Source organism: Tardiphaga sp. OK245, from assembly GCF_900108575.1.
GTDB lineage: Bacteria > Pseudomonadota > Alphaproteobacteria > Rhizobiales > Xanthobacteraceae > Tardiphaga > Tardiphaga robiniae.
Map to the genome: position 1 here is coordinate 99,966 of NZ_FNWZ01000006.1, position 12,378 is coordinate 112,343.

Sequence of the window (12,378 nt, forward strand, 5' to 3'; positions counted from 1 at the left end):
CATCCACTCTAAATGTCCATGTGGTTTTAAAAAGCAACCACTTGATCATCAGGAGATCACCATGCGTTTGGCGAACAAGACGGCGCTCATCACGGGCGGCAATAGCGGTATTGGACTGACCACGGCGAAGCTCTTCGTCGCTGAGGGCGCCAAGGTGGCCATCACCGGTCGCGACAAGGCGAGGCTCGACGCGGCGGTGGCTGAACTCGGCCCGAATGCGATCGGCATCGTTGCTGATGCGACTGACATTGCTGCCACCGAGAATGCCGTGGCCAAAGCTGTCGAGAAATTCGGCAAGCTCGACATCGTATTCGCCAATGCAGGCATCAGCGCGCATACGCCGGTGGGCGGCACTGCGCTCGATGTGTTCGAGTCCGTCTTGAAGACCAACATCACCGCGGTATTCTTCACCGTGCAGGCAGCCGTCGCGCATCTCAACGATGGCGCGTCTATCATTCTCAACGGTTCGGTGATCTCCGTGCTCGGAAATCCCGGCTATGCAGCCTATGCCGCGAGCAAGGCCGGCGTGCGCGCGATGGCCCGCGTGATGGCGTCCGAGCTGTCGCCGCGCAATATCCGCGTAAACGTGGTCTCGCCCGGTGGCACGACGACACCGATCTGGGATCGCACCGCGCCGACGCCGGAAGCCAAGGTAGCGCTGGAGGCCAGGATTTCGCAGACCATTCCGCTCGGCCGCTTCGGCAAGCCTGAAGAGGTCGCCAAGACGGTGCTGTTTCTGGCATCCGACGATTCATCGAACGTGCAGGGGGCGGAGATCTTTGTCGATGGCGGCGTCACGTCATCGCCAGCCGGCGCGCCGGCGTTTCGTGGCTGATCGCTGATCAAACAGTGCAAGAGTGCCGGCGTTCTCGAACGCGTTCGAGGTACGTCGGTATCTCTTGAAGATAATGTTTGGATGCGCTGAACCATTGCGGCTGCCGGTCAGACATTTGAAGCGGGCTGGAGCGACGCACAGGAGGCCACATGACCAAAGTCGCGCGCATCTCCGAACCTGCGGTCATTTCTGCACGTACCGAAAGTCACCCACTCGCTACGGTCGCACTGTTTAGCGCAATCGGCCTGTTGATCTCGTTGAGCGTTTTGTTGCTCGATAAATATGTGCCGGGTGAGTGGTTCTGAGGTCTCGCTTCCCGACGAGCAAGGCCGCTTGAACCGGCAGGCCGGTTCAAGCTCGCTATGGGAGTGTTGGGTTAAGCTGCGTGCAGATCCGTCGCTGCCTGCAAGGCACCGGCAACGGCTTTCTCGCGTAGCTCCGGTCCCATCATGATGCCGTCGGCGGCGATGAATTCGAGATTGGTGACGCCGATGAAGCCGAACACCCAGCGCAGATAGGTTTCGAGATGTTCGCCGGCAGCCGTCGGCATGTCCGCGCCGTAGAAGCCGCCGCGTGAAATGGCGACGATGACGCGCTTGCTGCCCGCGAGGCCTTCGGCACCCTGGTCGCCGTATTTGAACGTCTTGCCGGCGACGAGGATGCGATCAATCCACGCCTTGAGCTGGCTCGGAATGGTGAAGTTGTACATTGGTGCGCCGATCACCACGATATCGGCAGCAAGAAACTCCTCCAGCACGGCACTACCGGCGGCGAGATCGGGCTGAAGCGCCGCATCGGGCGCTGCGCCCTGCGCGACGGCGAGATGGGAGCCGGACAGATGCGCCAGCGGCGTGGTGGTGAGATCGCGATAGGTGGTCTCAAGGCCAGGATTGGCCTTGGCCAGCCGGTCGGTAATGGCGGCGGAAACCTGCCGGCTGACGGAGTGGGGGCCGAGAACGCTGGAATCGATATGGAGCAGTTTCATGTGGTCACCTCATGGTATAGGTTTGTAACTGACGCTACATGAGTGACTGGCTGAAACCGCACAAGAAGGCACAATTTTGAAACCCGAGCACAAAAAGGTGCCTGCTTTGCCGGCGATTCCGCATCAGGAGAGCGACTGTCGCGGCGTCGCCTCGGTGCTGGCGCGGGTCGGCGACAAGTGGAGCGTGCTGGTGATCATGCTGCTCGGCGACGGTCCACGGCGCTTCAACGAGTTGAAACGGATGGTCGGCGGCATCTCGCAGCGGATGCTGACCCTGACGCTGCGCGGGCTCGAACGCGACGGTCTGGTGACGCGTACCGTGTTTCCTACCGTGCCCCCGCGTGTGGACTATGAACTCACGGATCTCGGCCGAGGCCTAAGCGATCCGGTCATAAAGCTCGGCGAATGGGCGCAGCAACATCTGCCCGATATCGACACGGCGCGGAAAAACTTCGACGGGCGCAATTCGGAGGACTGAGTCCTCAGATCATCGACACCAGCCCGCCGCCATGACGCTCAAGCCGTCCGGCAAGCTCGAGCTCCAGCAGCACGATGCGGACGGTGGCGGCCGACGCGCCGGCGAGGCGGATGAGGTCGTCGATGCCGACCGGGCTTGGACCGAGCAATGCGATCACGCGTGCGCGGTCGCTGCTGTCTGGTTCATCGAATGACGTGACGTCGTCAGGTTCACGGCTCGGCAATTCGATCGGCCGCTCCATGATCGGCGCGACCGCATTGATCACATCGGAGGCTTCGGTCACCAGCGCTGCGCCTTGCTTGATGAGGTCGTTGGTGCCGGCGGCGCGGGGATCGAGCGGCGAGCCCGGCACGGCGAACACTTCGCGCCCCTGTTCTGCGGCCATCCGCGCCGTGATCAGCGAGCCCGAGCGATGCGCCGCTTCGATCACGACGACGCCGAGCGCTGCACCCGAAATCAGGCGATTGCGACGGGGGAAATCGCGAGCACGTGGGACATGGCCGAGCGGCATCTCGGAAATCGCGCCGCCGTTGTCCAGCAGGGCGAACAGCAGGCCCTCGTGTTCGGGCGGATAGATCTTGTCATGACCGCCAGCCAGCACAGCCACGGTGCCGCCATTCAGGCTGGCGCGATGCGCGGCCTGATCAACGCCGCGTGCGAGGCCCGACACGATCACGAAACCGGCATCGCCGAGATCGCGCGCCAGTCTCTCCGCGAACTTCAGTCCCGCGCCGGACGCATTGCGCGAGCCGACGATGGCGATCATCGGCCGCATCAGCGCATCCACTTTGCCGCGGATGCCGAGCAGCGGCGGTGCATCGTCGATCCCCGCCAATCGCGGCGGGTAGCCGGGCTCACCGGGCGCGATCAGCGCGACATCCATCTTGCGTCCGAGGTCGAGTTCACGCTGTGCGTCGTCGGCGCTGCAGATCCGGCCGGCGCGGGCAGCGCCGCCGCGGCGCGCCAGATCGGGCAGTCGCTCCAGCGCGGCGCGTGCGCTGCCGAAATGGTTGATCAGCGATCGAAAAGTACGCGGCCCCACATTGTCGCTGCGGATCAGCCGCAACCAATCGAGCCGCTGAGCGTCGGTAAGCTGTGTGCCGCCCTGTGAGATGCTGTCCAAGCCATGCTCCCCCGGTGGAGAGTGTCTATCAACTTAAGGATGCATTCAATTGACATTCGCACTTAAGGTGCGAGAGTAGAGGTGAGCCCTGATGGCTTGTGTTCAGTGATGGCAATGCTTTGGGACGTGAACAACTTCCAGCGGATCGGTGCATCGAGCAACGCCGCCGTTGGGCGTGAGTTCGAGGAAGCGGCGCAGATCTTCTTTCATTCCGAGGGCGTGCAGCTTGCGCGCAATTTCGTCGTACCCGTCGGCCACCGGCTACAGAAGAACAAGCGCTTCGATCTCGGCAGCGCCAGCCCGCGCATCCTGGTGGAGTGCAAGTCCTACACTTGGACAGTGTCCGGCAATCGGCCGAGCGCCAAGATCCGCGGCATGAACGAAGCCATGCTGCTGTTCGGTGCGGCGCCGCGCGACTATCGGAAGATTCTGTTCGTGCTCAAACATCTTCACCCGCATTCGAAGGTGAGTCTGATCTCGCACTATATCAAGAACAACGGTCACCTGATCAGCCGCGGTGTCGAGATCTGGGAGTTCGATCTCGACGCGAAGCAGGGCGCGCGGGTGTTTTAAACTGACACTGACGCCGGGTTGGCCGCGGCTAGCTTCGTTTGCCGAATTCCTCAGCCGCGATCCGGACCGCCTGTTGGACGGCAGGATAGCCGCTATAGGGTGCTAGGTTGAGCAATGTCTCCAGAATTTCGTCTCGGCTGGCTCCCACATTCAGGGCGGCATTGATGTGCACGCGAAGCGGTGTCTCGGCGGTCTTCGATCCGACGGCGGCGAGGGCTGCGCAGGCGGTTAGCTCTCGCGTCCTGGCGTCAATCCCCGTGCGCGAAAAGATCTCGCCATAGGAGTGTTCGACAATCATTCGCCCGAGGTCAGGGGCGATATCGTCAAAGCTTCGGACTACGGCATCTCCGGATGCGCCCGAGGTCTTTCCGAGCGCCGCGCGTCCGCGCTCCAATCGCATCTGCCGGGTTTCGGCATTGGCCGGGCGGAACGATATTGGCTGGCTTGCGGCGGTGTCGCCAAAGGCTTCCTTGGCAACCGCAAAGGCATTCAAGGCGCACGGAAAGCCGCGATAGACGCTAACCTGCATCAAAAGTTCGACCACTTCGTCTCGCGTTATGCCTAGGGCTAGTGCGCCTTGGATGTGCTGGCGAAGGGCAGCTGCATGATTGCCACCTGCCGCCAGCATGGCGACGATCACAAGCGCCTTGGCCTTGAAATCCAGACCCTGTCGGGAAAGTGCTTCGCCGAAAGCGAACTCGACCGAGAGCCGCGCCAGATCGGGCGAGGCTTTTTCAAACTCGCCGAAATATGCCTGCATGTCGCCGCCGGTGAGGCGGCTTGCAGCTTCGCTGCCGTTCTGCGCACGTCCGGTTCCATCCTCCGTGGCGGGCTCGACCGGCACAAAAGCGAGCTTTCGTTCGGCGAAAATGCTGCGCAACAGTCCGACCGCATTGATGGTCGGAGGAAAACCGAGCAAGGCGACGGAGACGAACATCAGTTCGATGAGGACGCGCGGCTCGCCGCCGACATTGAGATAGCCCGCCATATGATACTTCAGTTGCGGCTGGGCACTCCCATCGGCGAGCAGCATTGCCGCCGTACAAAGTTGTCGCAGCGGAAGCGCGAGCCCGGGGCGAGACAGCACGTCGCCATACGGATACTCAACAGTGAAGCGCGCGAGATCCGCAGATACTTCCGCCAGGCTGTTGACGGGGCCGTTGAAATTCTCGCCGCCGACCTTGCGCAGTATGTCGAGGCCGCGTGCGAATCGCTCATTGCCCATTGCTGTTGTTCCTGCATTGGCTTCTTGCGCGCGAACGGCCAACGAAGCCCCCGCTGCGCCGAGTGCTGTGAGAAAGTTGCGGCGGGAGGCAATTTTGTCCGGCGGACTGTCCTCGCTGGCGGGGGCGTCCGCGTTCTCCTGCGGGTTGATCTCAACCTTTAAGGGGGCGCGCGAGCGTTTCGCGGATGTGCCGTGTCTGGTGATCCGTGGCAGCGTCATTGTCCTTCTCCACCGTGTTCAAGCCGGAATAGCCGGCGATTTTGGTGTCGAGGACGGCAAGGCAGTCATGAAGTTCGGCCAGACGAGCACGGACATTGGTCCGATGCTGCTCGAGGATGAGCCGGCGGTCTTCCGTGGTTTGCGAACCTCGCTCGCGCAGCTGAGCGTATCGCAGCATGTCGCGGATCGGCATCCCGGTCGTCCTGAGACGTCCGAGAAAGGCAATCCACACCAAGATGGAAGCGTCATATTCGCGTTGACGGGAGGCATTGCGCGGTGCGCCAGGAAGCAGCCCGATCCGCTCGTAATAGCGGATCGTGTGTGCTGACAAGCCGGCGCGCTTTGCGAGTTCTCCGATTTTCATGGTCTGTCTTCTCGTCACGACGCTGACCTTGCTACAGGTTAGAGTGCGCTCTAAGTCAACAGCAAATACTTCTTCGCTCGGAGCTGACGAAGCGGCATTCGCATGCAGTTATCGGCATCAAAAGCGGTGATGCCGGATCGGGATCAGGTCGTGCAGGCAGCACGGTCGTGAAGGATATCGACCGTTCGCGATCACGAACATAGGCAGCCTGACTCAATTTTTCGCGCCGATCTTGCCTTCGGTGCCGTTCAGCAGTCGCTTGATGTTCTCGCGGTGCATGAACCACAGCAGGAGCGTCAGCACGGTGGCCAGCACGGCGAGCTGTGGCGCCTTGGCCCACCACAGGAAGATCGGCGTGACGGCACTGGCGGTCAGGGCCGAGAATGACGAGTAGCGCGAGGTGAAAGCGCAGGCGAGCCAGGCGAGGCAGAACACGATGGCGGCCGGCCAGTACAGGCCGAACATGATGCCGATATAGACGGCGACGCCCTTGCCGCCCTTGAAGCCGAGCCAGACCGGGAAAAGGTGCCCAAGGAAAGCGAAGAGACCGGCGATCATGGCCGGGACAGGACCGCCGACGCTGCCGGCGATGATCACGGCGACGGTGCCCTTGAGGGCGTCGAGCAGCAGCGTCGCCGCTGCGAGGCCCTTGCGGCCGGTGCGCAGCACGTTGGTGGCGCCGATATTGCCCGAGCCGATGGTGCGGATGTCCTGCGTGCCGGCGAGCTTGGTCAGCACCAGTCCGAACGGGACGGAACCGAGGAAATAACCGAGCGCGGCAGCGAATATGTAGAGAACGATCATCGGACCTCTATTCTAAGACGCGCTTCGCACTTTCGTGCTCGCAGACGCGCTTATCGCGTCAGACGTGCTCGTAAACAGTGCGTCCGCCGACAATAGTGCGTGCGACGCGCCCCGTGAAGCGGGCTTCGTCGAATGGTGTATTCTTGCATTGCGATTTCAGGTCCGCGGGATCCAGCACCCACGGTACGTCGGCGTCAATGACGATGATGTCGGCGACAGCGCCGGGGCGCAGCGTGCCGCCCGGCAGGCCGAGCAGTTCGGCCGGGCGTGTCGACATCGCACGGATCAACTGGGTGAAGGTGAGTTCGCCATTGTGGATCAGCCGCAATCCCGCCGACAGCATTGTTTCGAGGCCGATGGCGCCCGGCGCGGCTTCGGCGAATGGCAGGCGCTTGGTTTCGACGTCCTGCGGATTGTGATCGGACATGATGACGTCGATCAATCCTGACGCGACGGCCTCGACCAGCGCACGGCGGTTCTCTTCGGTGCGGAGCGGCGGCGACAATTTGAGATAGGAGCGATAGGGCCCGATATCGTTTTCGTTCAGCGTCAGGTGATTGATCGATGCGGAGGCGCTGACACGCAAGCCGGCGTCGCGGGCACGCTTTAGGATCTCGATGGATTCGATGCAGGTCAGTGAGGCCGCATGGTAGCGCCCGCCGGTGAGGGCGACGAGGCGCATGTCGCGCTCCAGCATGATGGCTTCGGCGGCATTGGGAATGCCCATCAGGCCGAGCCGTGACGCGCGCTCGCCTTCATTCATCACGCCTTCGCCGACGAGGTCGGGATCCTCGGTGTAATGCACGATCAGCGCGTCGAAATCGCGCGCATAGGTCAGCGCACGGCGCATGATCTGCGCGTTGGTGATGCTCTTGTCGGCATCTGTGAAAGCGACGGCGCCGGCCGCTTTCAGCAGCCCGATCTCGGTCATCTCGTGGCCTTCGAGGCCCTTGGTCAGGGCGGCCATCGGATGGATGTTGACGATGGCGGTGTCGCGGGCGCGGCGCAGGACGAAGTCGACGGTGGCAGAATTGTCGATGGTCGGCGAGGTGTCCGGCTGGCAGATGATGGTGGTGATGCCGCCGGCTGCGGCTGCACGGCTGGCGGAGGCGAAAGTCTCGCGGTGGCTGGCGCCGGGTTCGCCGACGAAAGCGCGCATGTCGACGAGGCCGGGGGCCACGACCTTGCCGACGCAATTGATGATGTCGGTGCCTTCAGGCACACCGGCCGCGCCGATGCCACGGTGGGCATCGCGGATAACGCCGTCGGCGATCAGGACGTCACCGACGCCGTCGAGATCGCTGGATGGATCGATCAGGTGCGCATTGGCGAGGAGGATAGGGCGGCGATCTGTCAGCATGGGCATCACGCGTTCGGCAGGTTGCGCGCGAGCGCTTCGAGCACGGCCATGCGGACCGCTACGCCCATCTCGACCTGTTCGCGGATCAGCGACTGCGCGCCGTCCGCGACGAGGGAGTCGATCTCGACACCGCGGTTCATCGGGCCGGGATGCATCACCAGCGCATCGGGCTTGGCGTAAGCGAGCTTCTTCTGGTCGAGGCCGAAATACTGGAAGTATTCGGCGGACGACGGCACGAAGGAGCCGTTCATGCGCTCGCGCTGCAGCCGCAGCATCATCACGATGTCGGCGCCGTTGAGCCCTTCGCGCATGTCGCGCGCGACCTCGACGCCCATGCGCTCGATGCCCGGCGGCAGCAGCGTGGAGGGCGCGACCACGCGGACGCGCGCGCCCATGGTGTTGAGCAAGAGAATGTTGGAACGCGCGACCCGCGAATGCAGCACGTCGCCGCAGATCGCGATCACGAGACCTTCGAGGCGGCCCTTGTTGCGACGGATGGTCAATGCATCGAGCAGGGCTTGGGTCGGATGTTCATGGGCGCCGTCGCCGGCATTGATGACGGAGCCGTCGACCTTGCGCGCCAGCAGTTCGACCGCGCCGGACGCGTGATGGCGCATCACCAGAATGTCCGGATGCATCGCGTTCAGCGTCATCGCGGTGTCGATCAGCGTCTCGCCCTTCTTGATCGAGGACGATGACACCGACATGTTCATGACGTCGGCGCCGAGCCGCTTGCCGGCCAGTTCGAACGACGACTGGGTGCGCGTCGAATTCTCAAAAAACAGATTGATTTGGGTACGACCGCGCAGCGAGGAGCGCTTTTTGTCGACCTGGCGGTTCAGCTCGACATATTCCTCGGACAGGTCGAGGAGGCCGGTGATATCCGCGGCGGAAAGGCCCTCGATGCCCAGCAAATGCCGGTGTCCGAGGACGAAAGAGGATTTCGTGGCTTGGGTCATTAAAACGAAAGCTATAGGCAGTGTTGAAAAGCGGGGCAAGCGCGATTCGGCCGGTTTCGGGTTATCCCCCGGTCAGTCCAGCGGCAGGGTAAAGATGGTGAGGCCAAATTCCCGCGGAATCGCCTTGGTTGGAGCTCCGGAACCCGTCATGAGACATGCTCTAAATCAGGTGGTCGCGACGGTGTCGGCGGGGCTGTTCCTAGCCTTCGGCGCCGTGCCCGCGCATGCGCAAAACCTGCCCGATGATTTTGTGTTCCTGCGCGATATCGATCCCTCGATCCGGCAGGACATCCGCTATGCCGGCGTCAACAATTTCGTCGGCCGCAAGCTCAGCGGCTATGATAGCGCGGAATGCGTGGTGAAACGCCCGGTCGGCCTCGCGCTGCAGAAGGTGCAGCGCGAGTTGATAGCGCAAAACCTGTCGCTGAAAATGCTGGATTGCTATCGGCCGGCGCGGGCGTCGCGCGACATGGTGGCGTGGGCGCGCGATGGCAACGAGACACCTGCGCAGAAGCGTTACAATCCGTCCTTCAGCAAAGCCGATCTGTTCAGGCTCGGCTATATCGCCGAGCGCTCCGGCCATTCCACCGGTGCGGCGCTCGATCTGACGCTGGTCGATCTGCGTGCGCCTGCGTCGCCCGCATTCGATCCGAACAAGGCCTTTGCAAGCTGCATCGCGCCGGAAGCAGAGCGCGTGCCCGAGGGCAGTGTCGACATGGGCACGGGTTACGATTGCTCCGATGCCAAGGCGCATACCGGATCGCGCGCGATCTCACCCGCGCAGCGGCGCTGGCGGGATCTCCTGACGTTGGCGATGGGCAGGCAGGGCTTCGTGAATTATTCCAAGGAATGGTGGCACTTCTCGCTGCCCGGCGCAGGCGCACGCGCCTACGATTTCCCGATTGCACGGCAGGCAAGATAGCACCGTGAAATCCCGGTCGATCCGGCGTAAAATGATTCGCAATATCGCCTCAGCCGGAACTGATTCATGACCGACGCCACCTCTGCCATTCATGCGGTGCTCAACCAGTCGCCTCCCTTCGAGGACGTCAATCTGTTCGAGCTGGACCGGCCGCTCGTGGAAGCCGTTGCGATGAATGAGGGCTCGTTCGCCTATGTCGACCACGCCGAATTCGGTCAGCTCTGGGGATCGGCCGAGATGGCGCAGCGCGCGCGGCTGGCCAACGAGAATACGCCGAAGCTGCGGACTTTCGATGCACGCGGTAACCGGCGCGACGAGATTGAGTTTCATCCGGCCTATCACGAGCTGATGGCACAGAGCGTTGCAGCGGGAATTCACAATTCGACATGGACGCGTGACGGCAAGTCCGCGCGAGGCGCGTCCGAAGTGGCGCGCGCCGCAAAATTCTACATGGCCGCGCAGGTCGAGACCGGACATCTATGCCCGATCACCATGACACGGGCTGCCGTCGGCGCGCTGGCGATGCAGCCGGATGTGCTGGCGCGGGTGATGCCGGTCATCGCCAGCCGCGATTACGATCCGAGCTTTGCGCCATGGTCGGCCAAGCGTGGCATGACGCTGGGCATGGGCATGACCGAGCGGCAGGGCGGCACGGATGTGCGCAGCAACATGACGCGCGCGGTGCGCGACGGCGATGCGTATCGCATCAGCGGCCACAAATGGTTCATGTCGGCACCGATGTGCGACGCGTTTCTGGTGCTGGCGCAGGCTGATGACGGGTTGAGCTGTTTCTTCATGCCGCGGTTCCGGCCGGATGGTTCGCTCAATGCGCTGAATTTCCAGCGTCTGAAGGACAAGCTCGGCAATCGCTCCAATGCGTCGTCGGAAGTCGAGTTCAACGATGCCTATGCACTGCGCGTCGGCGACGAGGGTAAGGGCATCCGCACCATCATCCAGATGGTGCAGCTGACGCGGCAGGATTGCGCCACGGCATCGGCTGGATTGATGCGCTCGGGCCTCGTTCACGCGCTGCATCACGCCAGGCATCGCAGCGTGTTCCAGAAACATCTTGCCGATCAGCCGATGATGCAAAGCGTGCTCGCCGATATGGCGCTGCATGTGGAGGCATCGACGGCGCTGGTGATGCGGCTGTGTCGCTCCTTCGACCTGGCGGCGGAGGATACGTCCGAGGCGGCGTATATGCGTTTCCTCACGCCGGTGGTGAAGTACTGGGTCTGCAAATCGGCGCCGGGTTTCCTTTACGAGGCCATGGAATGCATGGGCGGCAACGGCTATGTCGAGGAGGGCATTCTGGCGCGGCACTATCGTGAGGCGCCGGTCAATGCGATCTGGGAAGGCTCCGGCAATGTGATGTGCCTCGATGTGCTGCGGGCGCTGTCGCGCGAAGGCGACGCATCGACCGCGGTGCTGCAGGATCTGATGCTGGAGACGCGCGGACTGCCCGGCGCGGCCGACACTGCGGCCTTTATCATTCGCACCTTGCTGCGGCCCGATAGCGAGCGTGTAGCGCGGCAAGCAGTGGAATCGCTGGCGTTGCTGGCAGCCTGCGCCGCGCTGAACATGGTACATCCGCCCCATGCCGAACTGTTTGCGCGGACACGCCTCGATGGTGCGCGCAACGCCATCTACGGCACCGCTGAATTGACCGAAGCTCAGGGTCGGGGACTGCTCGAGCGGGCGTTGCCGCAGTGAGTGCACTGGAGACGCCGATCGCTCCCGCTGTACCCTCGGATCTGCCACCCGCGATAAAGCCGCCGCGGGTCTGGAAATTCTGGGGCACGTGCCTCTGGGGTCTGTTCGCTTTTGCAGCGATGTTCGTCGGTCAATTGACCGTCGTTGCCTATTACCTGCTGATCAAGGATGCGCCACTCGATGCGACGCTGCTGATCAAGGCGATGAGCAGCGGTACGACCATCGCCGCGTCCGTTCTCATGGGGCTTCCGGCCGTGTGTCTGGCGCTGTGGCTGGCGACGCGCATGGCGCGGCAATCCTTTGCGGACTATCTGGGGCTACGCGGTACGTCCTGGAAAAACTATGTCATCGGCACGGTGGCGCTGATCGCGCTGGTGGGCGCCTGGGAGCTGGTCGCAAAAGGCATGGGGCGCGACTCCGCGCCGACTTTCATGCTGGAAGTGTTGAAGTCGGCCCGCGCCGACGGCGCGCTGTGGCTGCTCGTGATCGCGTTCTGCGTCGGCGCGCCGATGACCGAAGAGTTCTTCGCGCGAGGCTTCCTCTATCGCGGCTGGTCGGAATCGTTCTTGCGGCCGTTTGGCGCCATCGTGGCATCATCGCTGGTCTGGACGGCGATGCATCTGCAGTACGATTGGTTCTTTTTCGTCGAGATTTTCACCATCGGCCTGCTGTTCGGCTATATGCGCTATCGCAGCCACTCGACATGGCTGACGATCTTTCTGCATGGCCTCAACAATCTGGCGGCGACTGTTCAGACGCTGCTCATCGCGAACGGTGTGATATCGCCCTAGAGCATGATCCCGAAAAGTGGGAACCGG

Annotated in this window: 14 protein-coding genes; 7 read left to right on the forward strand and 7 right to left on the reverse strand. The window is 62.7% G+C overall.

Annotated elements, in window-relative coordinates; translation table 11 throughout:
- Positions 1-61 precede the first annotated feature (61 nt).
- Both BLW80_RS26930 and BLW80_RS30535 read left to right on the forward strand, forming a co-directional pair.
- Entirely contained in the window at positions 62-835 is a 774-nt protein-coding gene (locus tag BLW80_RS26930; protein WP_093761334.1) for a glucose 1-dehydrogenase, read from the forward strand.
- A gap of 149 nt (positions 836-984) precedes the next feature.
- Entirely contained in the window at positions 985-1,140 is a 156-nt protein-coding gene (locus BLW80_RS30535; protein ID WP_170849816.1) for a hypothetical protein, read from the forward strand.
- A 71-nt stretch (positions 1,141-1,211) separates the two neighbouring features.
- Here BLW80_RS30535 and BLW80_RS26935 read toward each other — a convergent pair whose 3' ends face one another.
- The gene (locus BLW80_RS26935; RefSeq protein WP_093761336.1) at positions 1,212-1,820 is read right to left on the reverse strand and encodes an FMN-dependent NADH-azoreductase; all 609 of its coding nucleotides are present in this window, start codon (positions 1,818-1,820) and stop codon (positions 1,212-1,214) included.
- Positions 1,821-1,917: 97 nt separating this feature from the next.
- Here BLW80_RS26935 and BLW80_RS26940 point away from each other — a divergent pair, with 97 nt between their 5' ends.
- The gene (locus tag BLW80_RS26940) at positions 1,918-2,298 is read left to right on the forward strand and encodes a winged helix-turn-helix transcriptional regulator (RefSeq protein ID WP_244528459.1); all 381 of its coding nucleotides are present in this window, start codon (positions 1,918-1,920) and stop codon (positions 2,296-2,298) included.
- Positions 2,299-2,302: 4 nt separating this feature from the next.
- Here the strand turns inward: BLW80_RS26940 and dprA are convergent, their stop codons facing one another.
- Positions 2,303-3,421: a DNA-processing protein DprA gene (dprA, locus tag BLW80_RS26945; RefSeq protein WP_093761340.1), complete on the reverse strand. Its 1,119-nt coding sequence runs from the start codon at positions 3,419-3,421 to the stop codon at positions 2,303-2,305.
- 108 nt (positions 3,422-3,529) lie between these two features.
- Between dprA and BLW80_RS26950 the strand changes: the two genes are divergently transcribed.
- Complete coding sequence (locus tag BLW80_RS26950) at positions 3,530-3,994, forward strand: hypothetical protein (RefSeq protein ID WP_081421847.1); 465 nt, start codon at positions 3,530-3,532, stop codon at positions 3,992-3,994.
- 28 nt (positions 3,995-4,022) lie between these two features.
- Here the strand turns inward: BLW80_RS26950 and BLW80_RS26955 are convergent, their stop codons facing one another.
- The 5 genes from BLW80_RS26955 to BLW80_RS26975 form a co-directional block, all read right to left on the reverse strand.
- Positions 4,023-5,219 (reverse strand): carboxymuconolactone decarboxylase family protein, encoded by a 1,197-nt coding sequence (locus tag BLW80_RS26955; protein ID WP_093761342.1) that lies wholly within the window; start codon positions 5,217-5,219, stop codon positions 4,023-4,025.
- Positions 5,220-5,370: 151 nt separating this feature from the next.
- On the reverse strand, positions 5,371-5,802 hold the full coding sequence (locus BLW80_RS26960; RefSeq protein ID WP_093761344.1) for a MerR family transcriptional regulator: 432 nt from the start codon (positions 5,800-5,802) through the stop codon (positions 5,371-5,373).
- Positions 5,803-6,015: 213 nt separating this feature from the next.
- Positions 6,016-6,606 carry a glycerol-3-phosphate 1-O-acyltransferase PlsY gene (gene plsY / locus BLW80_RS26965; protein ID WP_093761346.1) on the reverse strand — a complete coding sequence of 197 codons (591 nt, stop codon included), beginning with the start codon at positions 6,604-6,606 and terminating at the stop codon, positions 6,016-6,018.
- A 58-nt stretch (positions 6,607-6,664) separates the two neighbouring features.
- Positions 6,665-7,966 carry a dihydroorotase gene (locus BLW80_RS26970; protein ID WP_093761348.1) on the reverse strand — a complete coding sequence of 434 codons (1,302 nt, stop codon included), beginning with the start codon at positions 7,964-7,966 and terminating at the stop codon, positions 6,665-6,667.
- Between the two features lie 5 nt (positions 7,967-7,971).
- Complete coding sequence (locus BLW80_RS26975; protein ID WP_089263769.1) at positions 7,972-8,925, reverse strand: aspartate carbamoyltransferase catalytic subunit; 954 nt, start codon at positions 8,923-8,925, stop codon at positions 7,972-7,974.
- Positions 8,926-9,073: 148 nt separating this feature from the next.
- Here BLW80_RS26975 and BLW80_RS26980 point away from each other — a divergent pair, with 148 nt between their 5' ends.
- The 3 genes from BLW80_RS26980 (at position 9,074) to BLW80_RS26990 (ending at position 12,351) form a co-directional block, all read left to right on the forward strand.
- Complete coding sequence (locus tag BLW80_RS26980; protein WP_244528460.1) at positions 9,074-9,847, forward strand: M15 family metallopeptidase; 774 nt, start codon at positions 9,074-9,076, stop codon at positions 9,845-9,847.
- Positions 9,848-9,913: 66 nt separating this feature from the next.
- On the forward strand, positions 9,914-11,560 hold the full coding sequence (locus BLW80_RS26985) for an acyl-CoA dehydrogenase family protein (RefSeq protein WP_093761350.1): 1,647 nt from the start codon (positions 9,914-9,916) through the stop codon (positions 11,558-11,560).
- On the forward strand, positions 11,557-12,351 hold the full coding sequence (locus tag BLW80_RS26990) for a CPBP family intramembrane glutamic endopeptidase (protein ID WP_244528461.1): 795 nt from the start codon (positions 11,557-11,559) through the stop codon (positions 12,349-12,351). Before BLW80_RS26985 ends, BLW80_RS26990 begins: the two co-directional genes overlap by 4 nt.
- The last annotated feature ends 27 nt before the right edge of the window (positions 12,352-12,378 follow it).

Bases quoted from the DNA above. Each gene is read 5' to 3' on its own strand.
- BLW80_RS26930 (WP_093761334.1), top strand. From the start codon at position 62: ATGCGTTTGGCGAACAAGACGGCGCTCATCACGGGCGGCAATAGCGGT.
- BLW80_RS30535 (WP_170849816.1), top strand. From the start codon at position 985: ATGACCAAAGTCGCGCGCATCTCCGAACCTGCGGTCATTTCTGCACGT.
- BLW80_RS26935 (WP_093761336.1), bottom strand. From the start codon at position 1,820: ATGAAACTGCTCCATATCGATTCCAGCGTTCTCGGCCCCCACTCCGTC.
- BLW80_RS26950 (WP_081421847.1), top strand. From the start codon at position 3,530: ATGGCAATGCTTTGGGACGTGAACAACTTCCAGCGGATCGGTGCATCG.
- BLW80_RS26955 (WP_093761342.1), bottom strand. From the start codon at position 5,219: ATGGGCAATGAGCGATTCGCACGCGGCCTCGACATACTGCGCAAGGTC.
- BLW80_RS26960 (WP_093761344.1), bottom strand. From the start codon at position 5,802: ATGAAAATCGGAGAACTCGCAAAGCGCGCCGGCTTGTCAGCACACACG.
- plsY (WP_093761346.1), bottom strand. From the start codon at position 6,606: ATGATCGTTCTCTACATATTCGCTGCCGCGCTCGGTTATTTCCTCGGT.
- BLW80_RS26970 (WP_093761348.1), bottom strand. From the start codon at position 7,966: ATGCTGACAGATCGCCGCCCTATCCTCCTCGCCAATGCGCACCTGATC.
- BLW80_RS26975 (WP_089263769.1), bottom strand. From the start codon at position 8,925: ATGACCCAAGCCACGAAATCCTCTTTCGTCCTCGGACACCGGCATTTG.
- BLW80_RS26980 (WP_244528460.1), top strand. From the start codon at position 9,074: ATGAGACATGCTCTAAATCAGGTGGTCGCGACGGTGTCGGCGGGGCTG.
- BLW80_RS26985 (WP_093761350.1), top strand. From the start codon at position 9,914: ATGACCGACGCCACCTCTGCCATTCATGCGGTGCTCAACCAGTCGCCT.